Consider the following 15008-nt stretch of genomic DNA (forward strand, 5'->3'; position numbering starts at 1 on the left):
CTATCGGAACCGGCGAACTCCAATCCGGACAGCGCGGTCCGGTGCTACCGTCCATTCCGGACATGGATGTCCGGTTCAAGGAGGAACCATATGCCCGAAACATGGGATCGCGAGGTCGACGTCCTCATCGCGGGGAGCGGCGCCGCGGCTCTGACCGCCGCCATCACCGCCGCCGACGCGGGGCTCGAGGCGCTCATCGTCGAGAGCACGGAGCGCTGGGGAGGCACGACGATGCGCAGCGGCGGAGGTCTGTGGATGCCGAACAACCCGCTCATGCAGCGGCTCGGCATCCCCGATTCGCGCGAGGAGGCGCTCACGTATCTGCAGGCTGCGATCGGCGATCCGGATGCCGCGTCGTCCGTGGCCCGTCGCGAGGCGTACATCGACAGCATCCCGAGCGTGTTCCTGATGCTCGAGAAGCTCGGCGTGCGCTGGGTCGCCGCGAAGAAGTACCCGGACTACTACCCGGATCGCCCCGGCGGCAAGATCGGCCGGTCGATCGAGGTCAAGCCGTTCAACGCGCGCCGGCTCGGCGACTGGCAGAAGACGTCGCGCATGGGCGACGCGATCCCGGTCCCGCTGCGCAACGGCGACGTCTACCTGCTCTCTCGCGCCTGGTCGACTGTGTCGGGATTCGTCATGGGGGCGCGGTTCGTGCTCCGCACGCTCGGTGGGCTCGTGACGGGCCGGAAGCTCTACGGCATGGGCGGGGCGCTCATGCTGAGCCTGGGTGACATCGTGAAGCGCCAGGGGACCGAGATCCTGCTCTCGTCGCCGCTGACCGACCTCGTCCAGGACGCGGACGGCCGGGTCGTCGGAGCCGTCGTATCGACGCCTGGCGGCGAACTGCGCATCCGAGCGCGGCGGGGCGTGATCCTCGGAGCCGGCGGCTTCGCGCACCACACCGAGTGGCGCGAGAAGCATCACGGGATCCCCGGCTACAGCTCGGCGGCCGAGGGAGACTTCGGCACGGCGATCGACGCGGGCGTGCGCGCGGGCGGAGCGCTCGAGTACATGGACGACGCGTGGTGGGGAGCCTCCGTCCCGATCCCGGGCAAGCAGGCGCTGTTCGTCCTCAACGAGCGCAGCGACCCGTTCAGCATCGTCGTCGACCAGTCCGGCGCCCGCTACCTCAACGAGTCCGAGAGCTACATCGACTTCGGCCACGACCTGCTCGAGCGCGACAAGACGGTGCCCGCCAACCACTCGTGGCTCGTCGTGGATCGCCGCCACCGGCAGCGGTACATGTTCTCGGGACTCCTCATGGGCGGTAAGGCCATGTACGAGGAGGGCATCGCGGTGAAGGCCGACACGCTCGACGAGCTGGGCCGCAGGATGGGGGTGGATGCCGCGACCTTCGCGGCGACGATCGAGCGGTTCAACGGCTTCGCCCGCGCCGGCGTCGACGAGGACTTCGGCCGCGGCCGCACCGCCTACGACCGGTACTACGGCGACCCGCGTGTCAAGCCCAACCCGAACCTCGGCGCGATCGAGAAAGGGCCGTTCACGGCCGTCCAGCTCGTGCCCGGTGACCTCGGGACGAAGGGCGGGCTCCTGACCGACGAACACGCCCGCGTGCTGACCGACGGCGGCGCCGTCATCCCCGGCCTGTACGCGATCGGCAACACGAGCGCGTCGGTCATGGGGCGCACGTATCCGGGGCCGGGCTCGACGATCGGACCCGCGGTCGTCTTCGGCCATCTCGCGGCGCTGGATGCTGTCGGGCAGGGCGCTACGCAGCACGACGCCGAGGCATCCCGCGCCCTCGGCTGAACCCGATCGGCGGGCGTGGGAAAGGTCCCGCCGAGGACTGGACGCGGCATCCTTTGTGAGATACGTTGTCTTCGACAACAATTCACCCCGGTCGTTCGCAAAGGAGCGCCATGCCCACCCCCACGCCCGCCGACAAGTTCACGTTCGGCCTCTGGACTGTCAACTACAACGGCGCGGACCCCTTCGGCGGCCCGACCCGTCCGTCGATGGACGTCGTGCACGTCGTCGAGAAGCTCGCCGAGGTCGGCGCGTACGGCATGACGTTCCACGATGACGACCTGTTCGCCTTCGGCTCCTCCGACGCCGACCGTCAGAGCCAGATCGACCGACTGAAGGGCGCGCTCGAGGCCACGGGCCTCAAGATCCCCATGGTCACGACGAACCTCTTCTCGGCTCCCGTCTTCAAGGACGGCGGCTTCACGTCGAACGACCGCGCCGTGCGCCGCTTCGCGATCCGCAAGGTGCTGCGCCAGATCGACCTCGGCGCCGAGCTCGGCGCCGAGACGTTCGTCATGTGGGGCGGCCGCGAGGGCGCCGAGTACGACTCGGCCAAGGACATCCGCGCCGCGCTCGAGCGCTACCGCGAGGCCGTCAACTTCCTCGGCGACTACGTCGTCGAGAAGGGCTACAACCTCAAGTTCGCGATCGAACCCAAGCCCAACGAGCCCCGCGGCGACATCCTGCTCCCGACGGTCGGCCACGCGCTCGCCTTCATCGAGTCGCTCGAGCGCCCCGAGCTCGTGGGCCTCAACCCCGAGGTCGGCCACGAGCAGATGGCGGGCCTGAACTTCGCCGCCGGCATCGCCCAGGCGCTGTACCACGGCAAGCTCTTCCACATCGACCTCAACGGCCAGCGCGGCATCAAGTACGACCAGGACCTCGTGTTCGGCCACGGCGACCTGCACAACGCGTTCGCGCTCGTCGACCTGCTCGAGAACGGCGGCCTCAACGGCGGCCCCGCGTACGAGGGCCCGCGTCACTTCGACTACAAGCCGTCGCGCACCGAGGACGAGGACGGCGTGTGGGACTCCGCTCGCGCCAACATCCAGACGTACCTCCTCCTCAAGGAGCGCGCCGCGGCCTTCCGCGCCGACCCCGAGGTGCAGGCTGCGCTCGAGGCCGCCCGCGTGACGGAGCTCTCGGAGCCCACGTTCGGCGAGGGCGAGACCTACGACGCTTTCGTCGCCGACCGCTCCTCCTACGAGGACTTCGACGCCTCGGCCTACCTCGGCGGCAAGGGCTTCGGCTTCGTCAAGCTGCAGCAGCTCGCGACCGAGCACCTGCTCGGCGCCCGCTGACAGCATCCGTCCTTCCGCGAACCCACCCGTTCGCCGCGAACCCACCCGCTTGCGCTCGCCGCATCGGGTGGGCTCGCGCGAAACGGGTGGGTTCGCGGATGAATCCGAGCAAGAAGGAAAGGAGCGGGCGATGACGCTCGTCGTGGGAGTCGACTCGTCGACTCAGTCGTGCAAGGTCGTCGTGACGGATGCCGAGACCGGCGCCGTCGTCAGGCACGGGCGAGCCTCGCACCCGGACGGAACCGAGGTCGATCCGGCCGCTTGGTGGTCGGGGCTGCAGAGCGCGATCGCCGATGCCGGCGGCCTCGCCGACATCGAGGCCTGGGCCATCGGAGGGCAGCAGCACGGCATGGTCGTGCTCGACGCGGAGGGACGCGTCATCCGTCCCGCCCTCCTCTGGAACGACACGCGCTCAGCGGGAGCAGCGGCGGACCTCATCGCCGAGTTCGGCGCCGAGGAGCTCGCCCGGCGCACAGGGCTCGTACCGGTCGCGTCGTTCACGATCACGAAGCTCCGCTGGCTGCGTGACCACGAGCCCGAGAACGCGGCGCGCGTCGCGGCCGTCGCACTCCCGCACGACTGGCTGACGTGGCGCCTGCGCGGCTTCGGGCCCGAGGGCGAGTCCACGCGCGGCCCCGTGCTCGAGGAGCTCGTGACGGACCGATCGGATGCCTCGGGCACCGGCTACTGGAACCCCGAGTCGACGGGATCGGGGACCGACGGCTACGACCGCGACCTCCTCGTCGCGGCGCTCGGACACGACGCGGTGCTGCCGCGCGTGCTCGGGCCGCTCGAATGGGTCGAGGACGACGCGGGACGCCGTGTCGGCCCCGGCGCGGGCGACAACGCCGGTGCGGGCCTCGGCCTCGGCGCCGGCCCGGGCGACGTCGTCGTCTCGATCGGCACGAGCGGCACGGTCTTCGCCGTGAGCGAGCAGCGCACGATCGACCCGACCGGCACCGTCGCGGGCTTCGCCGACGCCGACGGGCGCTTCCTGCCGCTGGTCGCGACCCTCAACGCGGCGCGCGTGCTCGACGCGATCGGGCGGCTCCTGGGCGTCGACCACGCCGAGCTCAGCCGGCTCGCGCTCGCCGCCGAGCCCGGCGCCGGGGGGCTCACGCTCGTGCCGTACTTCGAGGGCGAGCGCACCCCGAACCTCCCCGATGCGACGGCGTCGCTCACCGGTCTGACGCTCGCCTCGACCACGCGCGAGAACCTCGCGCGCGCGGCGGTCGAGGGGATGCTGTCGGGCCTGGGTGCGGGCCTGGAAGCCCTGCGCGGCCTGGGCGTCCCGCTCGAGCGCGGCCTCCTCGTCGGCGGGGGAGCCCAGTCCGAGGCGGTCCGCGTCATCGCGCCGCAGGTGCTCGGCATCCCCGTCGAGGTTCCCGCTCCCGGCGAGTACGTCGCCCTCGGCGCAGCGCGCCAGGCGGCCCGCGTCGCCGCCGCCTGAACGCCTCGACCTCTCGTCGCGAGAGGGCACGAATGTGCGCGACACGCCGTCGGGACCGCACGCTTCTGCCCTCTCGCGAGAACGGCATGGGCACGAGGGTCGAGGGCCGTGGGGGAGCCGGGGAGGCTGAGGCGTTTCACAGGAGTCGCGTAGACAGCATCCGTAGGTTGGAACCCATGGCGATACCCGCGGAAGACGCGTCACTCACCATCTCCCCCTCGCAGCTGCGGGCACTCCGCGACGAGACCGAGCGGTTCCTCCGTGAGTACCGCTTCGGCATGCAGGAGATCGAGACGAAGCTCGGCATCCTCCGCGAGGAGTTCGAGCACACCCACTCCTACAACCCCATCGAGCACGTCTCGAGCCGGGTCAAGTCGCCCGACAGCCTCGTCGAGAAGGTCGCGCGCAAGGGCATCGAGCCCGACTTCGAGTCGATCCGCGCGACCATCACCGACATCGCCGGCGTGCGCGTCACGTGCAGCTTCGTGTCGGACGTCTACCGGCTCTTCGACCTGCTCTCCCGGCAGGACGACATCACGGTGCGCCGCGTCAAGGACTACATCGCCGAGCCCAAGCCCAACGGCTACCAGAGCCTGCACGCGATCGTCGAGGTGCCCGTCTTCCTCTCGACGGGCCGCGTCGAGGTGCCCGTCGAGGTCCAGTTCCGCACGATTGCGATGGATTTCTGGGCGAGCCTCGAGCACAAGATCTACTACAAGTACGACAGTCAGGTGCCCGACCGACTGCTGGCCGAGCTGAAGGACGCCGCCGTGTCGGCCGCCGAGCTCGACCAGCGCATGGAGCGGCTGCACCGCGAGCTCCACGGCCCCAGGCCGGGCCGCGTCGTCGCCGTCTGATCCGCGGTCCTCACCCGCCCGAGATCAGGCCGAGAGGACGGATGCCGCGGACTCGACGTACTCCGCCGGGTCACGCGGCCCGAGAATCGCCGTGTTCGCGATGTAGCCCTGCGCCAGCGCCGCGACCGTGCGGGCGGTCCCGCCGGCGAGCGCGCGGGCGGCCTCATCGGATGACGCCCGCGTGCGCGCCCACGGCAGCGCGGCCGTGGCGAGTCCGCTGAACAGGCTGCCGACGGTCCGGGTCATCTCGCCGCGGATGTCGGGGTCGACCATGGCCTCGCCCCAGAACTGCAGGACGAGCCCCGGCGACAGCCCGGCCGTGCTGAAGACCCGGAGCAGGCTCTGCAGGATGTCACGGGGCGGGATGACCTCGCCGCCGCGTCCTCGGGACTCCAGCTCGTCGATCTCCACGACGAGGAACCTGCCCACGATGTAGCGCGCGAGCTCGGCCTTGTTCGTGAAGTGCGAGTAGATCGCGCCCGTCGACAGGCCGGACTCCGCGACGATGTCGGCGATCGACGTGTCGCGCACGCCGTTGCGCTCGAGGCAGCGGATCGCGGCCTGCGCGATCTCGTCGCGCCGGGCCTCGCGATACGCCTCCGTGACCTTGGGCATGGAAAAAGAATAGCCGTTCTGCTATCTTCCAAACAGAATACCCATTCTCTTTTACGGAGGACATCATGGCCCACACCCCAGAGGCCACCCCTCGCCCCACCAAGTGGGGATTCGCCGCGCTCTTCGGAGTCGTCGGCGCGCTCGTCGTCGCGCTCGTCGTGATGGCGTTCGTATGGCCCACGGCCACCGCTGAGGCCCAGAACCTCCCCGTCGGCATCAGCGGACCCGACGAGGCCGTCTCGGCGATCGAGGAGGTCCTCGCCGAGCAGGACCCGTCGCCCCTCGCACTGGAGTCCGTCGACTCCCGCGAGGACGCGGTCCAGCGCATCGAGCAGCGCGAGCTGTACGGCGCGATCCTGCTGGGCGACCAGCCCGAGGTGCTCCTCGCGAGTGCTGCGAGCCCCGCCGCGGCCCAGGCCCTGCGCGGGATCGCGACGCAGCTCCAGAGCAGGATCGACGACACGGCGCAGAAGGCGCTGACTGCTCAGCTGACGGCGATCGTCGGTGCGCTGCAGGCGGGGCAGGCGCCTCAGCTTCCCGACGGCGCTGCCGGCGGCATCCCAGAGATCCCGACCGTGACGGTGACGGATGTCGTGCCCCTCGCCGACGGCGACCCGACGGGTTCGGGCATCGGCGCGTCGCTCTTCCCGCTCGTGCTCGGCGGCATGCTCGCCGGCATCCTGCTGACCCTCCTCGTGCAGGGCGTCGTCCGCCGCCTCGTCGGCCTCCTCGTCTTCGGCGTCGTCGCCGGCGCGCTCATCGTCCTGGTCATGCAGACCTGGTTCGGCATCCTCGCGGGCGACTGGCTGCTCAACGCCGCGGTCGTGGCGACCAGTGTCACGGCGACCGGCGCGTTCATCATCGGCATGGCCGCCCTCATCGGCCCTCCCGGAATCGGCATCGCCGCCGTCGTCACCATGCTCATCGCCAACCCGATCTCGGCCGCCGCGATCCCCGTGCAGTTCCTGCCCGAGCCGTGGGGTGCCGTGGGCCAGTGGTTCGTGCCCGGAGCCTCGGCGAATCTCCTGCGCTCGACGAGCTACTTCCCCGACGCCTCCACGACGGCGCAGTGGCTCATCCTCGCGGCGTGGATCGTAGGCGGCGTCCTCCTGGCCCTCATCGGACACCGGCGCAACGCTGCCGAGCTCGCGCCTGCTCCGCAGCAGCTGGAGCGCGAGCCGGAGCGCAAGCCCGAGCCCGAGCCCGTCACGGTCTGACCCAGCATCGAGAGGCGGCCGGCCGGCGTGACCGGCCGCCTCTCGCCCGTCCGCAGGGTGGACGGCAGAATGAACTCCGATGCCGAACCCGCCGTCCCCCGACGACCTCGACGCGATCGCGGTCGAGCTGTACGCCCTGCCCCCCGCGCAGTTCACGGCGGCGCGCAACGCCAGGGCGGGGATGGTCGATCGACAGCTCGCCGCGCTGATCAAGCGGCTGCCGAAGCCCGGCGTCGCCGCGTGGGCCGTGAGCCTGCTCGCGCGCGAGGGGCAGCTCGGCGATGCGCTCGAGCTCGCGGCGCAGCTGCGCGAGGCGCAGGACGACCTCGACGCCGCCGAGCTGTCGCGGCTGAGCCGCCAGCGCCGCGGCCTCGTGGCCGCCCTGTCGAAGCAGGCGGTCGCCCTCGCGGGGGAGCGCGGCGTCACGGTCAGCGCCGCGACGCGCGAAGACGTCGAGAAGACGATCAACGCGGCGGTGATGGATGCTGCTGCCGCCGCCGCCGTCATGACGGGCCGACTCGTCCGGCCGCTCGAGGCGACGGGCTTCGACGCCGTCGACGTCTCGGACGCCGTCGGAGGCAGCCCGGCCGACGGTGCGGCCCTTCCGCCGCCCCCGACGCGGGACGACCTCGCCGAGCGCCGTGCCCGCAAGGAGGCCGAGCGAGCCGCGCGCGAGGCGGAGCGCGCCGCATCGGAGGCCGAGCACGAGCTCGCGCGCGCCGACGCGCGCCTGTCCAAGGCGCGCGAGCGCGCCGACCACCTGCGGGAGCGACTCGACGAGCTGCGCGCGGAGGTCGAGCGCATCGAGGCCGATGCCGCTCACGCCGACTCCGAGGTCGATCGGCTCGACGAGGAGCGCGGGGAGGCGGCATCCGTCGCCCGTGCCGCGCAGAAGAAGGCGGAAGGCGCCCGCGCGGCCGTCCCCGATCGCTGAGCGACCCTTCGACACGCCGCTCTCGCTCGGGACCCGTCTCCGCAGGACGAAACACCGGCACCCGGCGCGGCCACCGACGGTGCGCGTCAGCTCGGGCGTTTCGTCTCGGTCGCTGCGCTCCCTCGCTCAACGACCGGTGGTTTCCGGTCGCTGCCCTCCCTCGCTCGACGACCGGTCGTTTCGGTCGTTGAGCGAGCGGAGCGAGACGAAACGCCTGCGCACGGCGGACGCGTCGGGCGCGACCCGCGTGCGGCCTCGCTAGCCTGATCCCGTGAACGACCAGAACGTCACGGTCCTGCTGATCTTCGTGCTGGCCGTCGTCGCCCCCATCGTCGCGCGCGCCGTCGGCCGCTGGGTGCGCGTTCCGATCGTCGTGTTCGAGCTCGTGCTGGGCATCATCGTCGGCCCGTCGGTGCTCGGCTGGGCGCAGGAATCGGCGTTCGTGGACGTCCTGTCGCAGTTCGGGCTCGCGATGCTGTTCTTCGTCGCGGGATCCGAGATCGAGTTCGGCGCCTTCCAGGGGCGCACGGGCCGGCGGGCCGTCGGCGGCTGGTTCATCAGCATCACGGCAGGCATCCTCGCGGGCTGGCTCCTGGCCCCTGGGGAGGCCGCCGTCGTGATCGGCGTCGCGCTGTGCTCGACGGCGCTCGGCACACTCCTGCCGATCCTGCGCGACGAGGGCGAGCTGCGCACGCCCTTCGGCCAGTCGGTCTCGGCCATCGGCGCCGTCGGCGAGTTCGGCCCGCTCATCGCGATCTCGCTCTTCCTCGGCGGCCGCGAGCCCGGTGTCGCCACCCTCGTCCTCATCCTCTTCGTCGCCGTCGTGGGACTCGCGATCTGGTGGGCCTTCCGCGTCCCGCAGGGGGCGCTCCATCGCGCCGTCAACGTGTCGCTGCACACGTCGGGCCAGTTCGCGATCCGGGTCGTGTTCTTCGCGCTCGCGGTGCTCGTCGCCGTCAGCATCGTGCTCGACCTCGACATGCTCCTCGGCGCGTTCGCCGCCGGCGTCGTGTGGCGCCTCATCATGCGCGACGCCGATCACGCCGACCGGGAGGCCGTCGACAGCAAGGTCGAGGCCGTCGCGTTCGGCTTCCTCGTACCCGTGTTCTTCATCTACACCGGCATCACGTTCGACCTCCAGGCGCTCCTGGAGGACCCCGTGCTGCTGCTGTCCCTCCCGCTCCTCCTGGTGCTGCTGCTCGTCATCCGCGGGCTGCCGTCGATGCTCGCGGCGCCCGCCGACGCGAACCGCCGTGATCGCATCGCCGTCGCCTTCTTCGGCGCGACGGGGCTCCCGATCATCGTCGCGGTCACGGCGATCGGCGTCGACGAGGGCATCATCCCGAGCGGCATGGCTTCGGCACTCGTCGGAGCCGGGATGCTGTCCGTCCTGCTCTTCCCGCTCATCGGCACGCTCCTCCGGCGTGAGCCCGTGAAGGCTTCGGCTCCGCTCGAGGACGACCTCGCGTGAGCATCCGGGCACTCCTCGACGACGCGCGAGATCGCCTGGGCTCGGTCTCGCGGGAGGGGCTGGGCGAGCTCGTGGTTCCCCGGCGGGTGCTCGGCATCGCGCGTCCACCGCGGATCGTGCGACGCGGATCGGCGTGGCACCTGGGCGTCCTCCTCCTGACAGACGGCGCGGTCCTTGCGACGGGGCAGATCGTCCGGGCACGGGCCGAAGTCCGCCGTGGGTACGCCGCCGAGTCGCAGCGCGAGCGAGCCGCGCTCGCCGCCGCCGCGCGGCGCGGGGGATTCGGCGAAGGCGAGACGGTGCACGTCGGCTGGCAGCCCATCGACCTCGACGCGGTCGCGGAGGGGACAGCATCCGGCCCGCTCTCCGTCATGGACGGCGTGCCGAGCGTGCGCTGGAGCGCCGTGGGCGGGTGGGTCCCGCTCGAGGGATATCTCTCCGAGCGCATCGCGCTGCTCGAGCATCCGGAACCCGGAGCGACCTGACGGCTGATCCCCGGGCTGTCAAGCCCACGCGCAGCATCGCGCGGCTTCGTATCGTCGGGCGCATGACCGCTGCAGCCGCTTCGTCTCGCCTCGACACGGCATCCCGTCCCGTCGACCTCGTCCGCCAGATCGCCGTCATCTGCGCGACGTGCTTCATGTTCGTCGCGGCCGCCGTCGGCACGGGGGCCTTCGGCGGCACCTCGGTTCAGGAGCTGCAGGGCGGCGCCCTGGACAGCGACGGGTCGTACCTCGCGCCCGCGCGCCCGGCGTTCTCGATCTGGAGCGCGATCTACCTCCTCCTCATCGTCTACACCGTGTGGCAGGCGCTGCCCGCGCAGCGCGGCGACCGGCGGCAGCGGGGGATCGGCTGGTGGGTCGCGCTCACGGCCGTGCTCAACGGCCTGTGGCTCGTCGCGGCCCAGTTCGCGACGCTGCCCGTGACGGTCGCCGTCATCTTCCTGCTCGCCGCGGCGCTCGGGGCCACGTTCCAGCGCACGACGGTCGTGCGCGCCGACCGCATCGTCGACCGGATCCTCATCGACGGCGCGACGGGCCTGCACCTCGGCTGGGTCACGCTCGCGAGCGTCGCGAACACTGCCGCATGGCTGACAGCATCCGGAATCGACGTCGCCGCCCCCGCGGCGTGGGGCATCGGGGTTCTGGCCGTCGTCGCCGCGATCGGCGTCGCGCTCCCGCTCGCCAGCGGCGGACGGTTCGCCCCGGGCCTCGCGATCGCCTGGGGCCTCGTGTGGCTCTCGGTCGGCCGGTTGACGTGGGATCCGTCCAGCGTCCCGATCGGGATCGCGGCGATCGTGGTGGCCGTCATCGTCCTCGCCGTTCCGATCGTCATGCTGGCACGGCGCGCCGCGCGCGGCGGCCGATGGTTCCGGCCGTGACGGGGCGGCGCCGGATCAGTCGGCTGGCCCGAACCTCCGCGCGAAGGCCCGCAGCAGGCGCACGGGCTCGGTGACGGAGGCGGCGAGCACCTCGCCCGCGATGCGCTCGTAATCGTGCGCCGCGAAGTAGCCGTCGTCGCGGTAGACCGCCATGCGCTCGGTGAAGGCCTTGGTCGTGGGTTCCGGATGGAACTGCGTCGCGTACAGGCGGTCGCCGATGCGATACGCCTGGACGGGGCACGCATCGTTCGTCGCGAGCAGCACCCCGCCGGGCGGCGGCTGCGCCGACCCCTCCTTGTGCGCCGTCAGCGCCGTGAAGCGCGTCGCGAGCTCGCCGAAGACGGGGTCGGCGCGGCCCCCCTCGGTGAGGCTCACGGCGGTCGGCCCGGTGTCCTCCGGGAACGCCCGGCTCACCTCGCCGCCCAGGGTCCGGGTCACGACGCCGATCCCGTAGCACGTGAAGAGCGCGGCGGTCTCGGCCGCCGCAGAGCGCTCGGCGATCCTCGCGAGGTCGGCCTCGAGCCGGCGCTGCGGGTCGGTCTTGGTCGACTCGGGATCGGTCGTGTTGAACGGGCTGCCGCCCACGAGGAAGCCGCTGTAGACGTCGAAGGCGTCCGCCGGCAGCGGCTCGCGCACGAGATCGTGCTCGGCGAGCCGCGTCTCGTCGAGCCGCGTCGCCTTCCGGAAGGACTCGTACTCCGCAGCGGCGGCGCCCACCTGCGGCCGCACGCAGACATACAGCAGCGGCCCACGCGTCATGGCGCGATTCTAGGGTGCGGGCAGGCCGCCCCGCCTGTCGCGCGTCACGGGCCGTCGCCCGTGTCAGCCGCGCGACGAGTTGGCGGTGCGACCCCGGACGATCCCGACGAAGGTCTCGACGAGCGGCGTCGTGCGGTCGGCCTGCCACGCGAGTGCGACCTGCGAGACGGGGCCCTCGCGGAGGGGGACGGATGCCGCGTCCTTCCGGTGATGCAGCCGCGCCAGCGACATCGGCACGATGACGGCGCCGACGCCTGCCGCGACCGTCGCGATGGCGTCCTCCGTCGTTTCGGGCGGATCGAAGCGGGGAGCGACCGCCCCCGGCACGACGGCGCTGAGCACGTCGTCCGCAGGGACGATGAGGACCTCGCCGTCGAGGTCCGAGAGCTCGAGCTCGTCCGCCGCCGTCAGGTGCGAGTCCTTCGCCACGACGACGACGGCCTGCTCCTCGTAGAGCGGGATGACGTGAAGCCCTTCGCGGTCGATGGGCAGCCGGACGATCGCGGCGTCGAGGTCGCCTTCGACGAGTTCGGCGCGCTGGTGCGCGACGGCGACGGTGCGCAGCTCCAGCTCGACGTGCGGCATCCGCTCGCGCCACGCGTCGATCCACTTGCCGGGGGTCGCACCCGGGATCGCGCCGAGGACGAAGGTCGAGGGGAGGTCCGGCTCCCGCTGCGGCTCAGGCGGGGCCGCCGGACGAGGCGCGCGCTTACCCGGAGTGGCCGGCTTGGCCTGCTTGGCCTGCTTGGCGTGGGCCCCCGGCTTGCGGCGGGCCGCGGCATCCTTCCGTCCCCGCTGTGGTGCGCCACGCGCACCGCCGCCCTTCACCATGCCTCGAGCGTATCGGGGCGCTATCGTTCGCTCATGATCGCTGTCATCGCGACGGTCTTCGCAGCCCTCGCCGCCCTGCTGCACGTGTACATCTTCCTGATGGAGAGCGTCCAGTGGACGCAGCCCCGGGTCTGGAAGCGGTTCGGCGTCCCGGACCAGGCGACGGCCGACGCGATCAAGCCGATGGCGTACAACCAGGGCTTCTACAACCTGTTCCTGGCCGTCGGCACGGCGATCGGCCTCGCGCTCTACTGGGCGGGCGGTGCGGGCACCGTCGCGGACGTCGCGGGGCGCACCCTCGTGCTCTTCTGCCTCGGCTCGATGGTCGCGGCGGCGCTCGTACTGCTGACGACGGGATCGAAGTACCTCCGGGCGGCGCTCCTTCAGGGCACGCTGCCGCTCGTCGGCTTCGTGCTGTTCCTCTTCGCGTGAGCGCGCCCCTTCTCAGCCGCACGCGCCCCACTGACCCGCCCCGGCCTCGCGTGCCCGCGCCTCGCTCGCCGCGAAGAGCGCCGCGTGCTCGTCGTTCGGCTCGACGGTCATGGTCTCGGCATCCCCCGCCGCGACGAGCGCGTCGTTGATGAAGCGTCCGTCGTCGGTCCACAGGTACAGGAGGTACCGGTCGTAGCGGTCCTGCGGATCCTCGTCGAAGGCCGCCCAGACCGTCGCGCCGACGGGCGCGAGATCGGTCAGGTGCAGCCGCGCCTCCTCGGCCCAGCACTCCGCGGGGCTGCTCACCTCGGGGGTGTCGATGCCGATGAGACGGACGCGCACATCGTCGGACGTCGGGATGCTGTCACTCGCGGTCGTCGTCGCGCGCAGCGTATCGCCGTCCCACACCGACACGACGGTCATGGCGAACGCGTCGTCGGGTCGCGCGGGCGCCCCGGCTGAGGGCTGGTCTGTCTCGGCGGTGGCCAGCGGCCGGACCCCGAACCACCACACCGCGAGCACGACGGCGCCGACGATCGCCGCCCCCACGATGACCCGAGCCCCGATCCGCACACGCCGACCCTAGCGACCGGTCCCGACACCTCCGTCGAGTCGCCAAGACACGCGGTTGGGACTCGCGCGCCGGCGTGTTCTGACGAGTCGACCGAAGTCGAAGCAAACCCCTGCCGCGTGCGAGCGTGGCCGGGGTGCGCGAAGTCAGGCGGTCAGGCGGCCAGGCGCAGCCCGCGCTTGTCGGTCGCGACCTTCTCGCCGTCGCCGATCGTCTCATCGTCGCCGATGAGCGACCCCACCGCCACGCGCGCGTCGCGGCCGACCTGCGTGCGCACGCCGATCTTCGCGCCGGCGCCGATCGCGGCGCCCGGACCGATGTGCGCGTGCGGCGCGATGTCGGCGTCGGGGCCGATGACAGCATCCGTCTCGACCCACACGCCGCGCCCGACGTGCGCGCCGGCGGCGATCTGAACTCCTGGCTCGACATAGGCGCCTGCCTCGACGACGGCGCTCGGGTGCACCTTCGCTCCGTGCGCGATCAGACCGCGCCCATTGGCGTGCTTGCGGTAGCGCAGCGTCTCGCCGCTGTCGCTTTCGATGTCGATGTAGTTCTTGCCCACGGTCCCCTCCTGCGACGCCACTGAGCGTCGAGAAAAGGAATAACCCGGCGCGTGGCCATTTCATTCCCGCGCATGGGAGATCCTCAGGTCAGTCGCGAACTGGGCTCGAATCGGTTCGAGCGGCGTGCATCGACGACCGAATCGAGGGCCCGATCAGGCTTCGGGCGTCCCCTCGCCACCCGGCCCGCTCGCGCGCGGACGCCGCGCGATGAGATAGATCACCGCAGCGACGAGCGCGGCCACGACGAGGCCCACGACCCATCGCACCCAGTCGGCCGGGCCTTGGTCTTCCGGCGCCGCCTCGGGAGTCGGCGTGGGTGAGGCGCTCGCTGTCGGCGTAGGCGTCGGAGTCGGGGTCGGAGTCGGGGCGGCGGTCGCCGTCGGTGAGGGGGTCGAGGAGGGGGTGGGCGTCTCGGCCGGCCCGGACGGCGCGACTGAAGGCTCCGGCTCGGGCGCCGTCGTGGGCTCCGGTGCGGTGGTGGGTTCGGGCTCTGCCGTCGGAGTCGGCTCGGGGTCCGTCGTCGCTGTCGGCTCGGGCTCGGCCGTACGGGTCGGGAGGATCGGCGTGCGCGTCGGCTCGGGCAGGGTCGCGGTGGGTTCCGGCACGGTCGCGGTCGGCGACGGCAGCGTGATCGTCGGCGAGGGGAGGGTGATCGTCGGACTCGGCAGTCCCCCGTCGATCAGCGAGCATCCCGCCAGGAGAACCGCGGATGCCGCAACCATGAGCGCCGTCGCGCGCAGGCGTCGGGGCAACCTCTTCGAAGTCGTCATGGCGGCTCTCCTCCCCAGGCGAGTGGGTCGTGTTCGACAGCACGCTAGCGCCGGAGGCTCCCGTCGAGCGGGATGCTCGCCCTCGA

At 71.8% G+C, this 15008-nt stretch carries 16 protein-coding genes; 10 read left to right on the forward strand and 6 right to left on the reverse strand.

What is annotated here, in order from left to right:
• Positions 1 to 90 precede the first annotated feature (90 nt).
• The 4 genes from ABZ477_RS08125 (at position 91) to ABZ477_RS08140 (ending at position 5378) form a co-directional block, all read left to right on the forward strand.
• Positions 91 to 1773 (forward strand): FAD-binding protein, encoded by a 1683-nt coding sequence (locus tag ABZ477_RS08125; RefSeq protein WP_360130644.1) that lies wholly within the window; start codon positions 91 to 93, stop codon positions 1771 to 1773.
• A 110-nt stretch (positions 1774 to 1883) separates the two neighbouring features.
• Positions 1884 to 3071, forward strand: coding sequence for a xylose isomerase (gene xylA / locus ABZ477_RS08130; RefSeq protein WP_360130647.1), 1188 nt, complete (start codon positions 1884 to 1886; stop codon positions 3069 to 3071).
• 130 nt (positions 3072 to 3201) lie between these two features.
• The gene (locus tag ABZ477_RS08135) at positions 3202 to 4521 is read left to right on the forward strand and encodes an FGGY family carbohydrate kinase (RefSeq protein ID WP_360130650.1); all 1320 of its coding nucleotides are present in this window, start codon (positions 3202 to 3204) and stop codon (positions 4519 to 4521) included.
• Between the two features lie 176 nt (positions 4522 to 4697).
• Positions 4698 to 5378 carry a GTP pyrophosphokinase family protein gene (locus ABZ477_RS08140; RefSeq protein ID WP_360130653.1) on the forward strand — a complete coding sequence of 227 codons (681 nt, stop codon included), beginning with the start codon at positions 4698 to 4700 and terminating at the stop codon, positions 5376 to 5378.
• A gap of 24 nt (positions 5379 to 5402) precedes the next feature.
• Here the strand turns inward: ABZ477_RS08140 and ABZ477_RS08145 are convergent, their stop codons facing one another.
• Complete coding sequence (locus ABZ477_RS08145; RefSeq protein WP_360130656.1) at positions 5403 to 5993, reverse strand: TetR/AcrR family transcriptional regulator; 591 nt, start codon at positions 5991 to 5993, stop codon at positions 5403 to 5405.
• Between the two features lie 65 nt (positions 5994 to 6058).
• Between ABZ477_RS08145 and ABZ477_RS08150 the strand changes: the two genes are divergently transcribed.
• The 5 genes from ABZ477_RS08150 (at position 6059) to ABZ477_RS08170 (ending at position 10996) form a co-directional block, all read left to right on the forward strand.
• Positions 6059 to 7210 (forward strand): hypothetical protein, encoded by a 1152-nt coding sequence (locus tag ABZ477_RS08150; RefSeq protein WP_360130659.1) that lies wholly within the window; start codon positions 6059 to 6061, stop codon positions 7208 to 7210.
• 79 nt (positions 7211 to 7289) lie between these two features.
• Positions 7290 to 8144, forward strand: coding sequence for a transposase (locus ABZ477_RS08155; protein WP_360130662.1), 855 nt, complete (start codon positions 7290 to 7292; stop codon positions 8142 to 8144).
• A 271-nt stretch (positions 8145 to 8415) separates the two neighbouring features.
• Positions 8416 to 9615: a cation:proton antiporter gene (locus ABZ477_RS08160; protein ID WP_360130665.1), complete on the forward strand. Its 1200-nt coding sequence runs from the start codon at positions 8416 to 8418 to the stop codon at positions 9613 to 9615.
• Positions 9612 to 10100: a glutaminase gene (locus tag ABZ477_RS08165; protein WP_360130668.1), complete on the forward strand. Its 489-nt coding sequence runs from the start codon at positions 9612 to 9614 to the stop codon at positions 10098 to 10100. The genes ABZ477_RS08160 and ABZ477_RS08165 overlap by 4 nt, the downstream gene beginning before the upstream one ends.
• A gap of 62 nt (positions 10101 to 10162) precedes the next feature.
• Positions 10163 to 10996, forward strand: coding sequence for a tryptophan-rich sensory protein (locus ABZ477_RS08170; protein ID WP_360130671.1), 834 nt, complete (start codon positions 10163 to 10165; stop codon positions 10994 to 10996).
• Between the two features lie 15 nt (positions 10997 to 11011).
• Here ABZ477_RS08170 and ABZ477_RS08175 read toward each other — a convergent pair whose 3' ends face one another.
• Complete coding sequence (locus ABZ477_RS08175; RefSeq protein ID WP_360130674.1) at positions 11012 to 11755, reverse strand: GMP synthase; 744 nt, start codon at positions 11753 to 11755, stop codon at positions 11012 to 11014.
• Positions 11756 to 11818: 63 nt separating this feature from the next.
• The gene (locus ABZ477_RS08180; protein ID WP_360130676.1) at positions 11819 to 12586 is read right to left on the reverse strand and encodes a LysR family substrate-binding domain-containing protein; all 768 of its coding nucleotides are present in this window, start codon (positions 12584 to 12586) and stop codon (positions 11819 to 11821) included.
• A 36-nt stretch (positions 12587 to 12622) separates the two neighbouring features.
• On the opposite strand from ABZ477_RS08180, the gene ABZ477_RS08185 reads away from it, so the two are divergent.
• Complete coding sequence (locus ABZ477_RS08185) at positions 12623 to 13018, forward strand: DUF1304 domain-containing protein (protein ID WP_360131087.1); 396 nt, start codon at positions 12623 to 12625, stop codon at positions 13016 to 13018.
• Between the two features lie 12 nt (positions 13019 to 13030).
• On the opposite strand, the gene ABZ477_RS08190 is transcribed toward ABZ477_RS08185, so the two are convergent.
• The 3 genes from ABZ477_RS08190 to ABZ477_RS08200 form a co-directional block, all read right to left on the reverse strand.
• Positions 13031 to 13591 (reverse strand): thermonuclease family protein, encoded by a 561-nt coding sequence (locus tag ABZ477_RS08190; protein WP_360130679.1) that lies wholly within the window; start codon positions 13589 to 13591, stop codon positions 13031 to 13033.
• A 152-nt stretch (positions 13592 to 13743) separates the two neighbouring features.
• Positions 13744 to 14151 (reverse strand): transferase, encoded by a 408-nt coding sequence (locus ABZ477_RS08195; RefSeq protein WP_360130682.1) that lies wholly within the window; start codon positions 14149 to 14151, stop codon positions 13744 to 13746.
• Positions 14152 to 14304: 153 nt separating this feature from the next.
• Positions 14305 to 14922, reverse strand: a complete 618-nt coding sequence (locus tag ABZ477_RS08200) for a hypothetical protein (RefSeq protein ID WP_360130684.1) — start codon at positions 14920 to 14922, stop codon at positions 14305 to 14307.
• Positions 14923 to 15008 lie beyond the last annotated feature (86 nt).

This window comes from Microbacterium sp. NPDC019599, assembly GCF_040632175.1.
Taxonomy (GTDB): domain Bacteria; phylum Actinomycetota; class Actinomycetes; order Actinomycetales; family Microbacteriaceae; genus Microbacterium.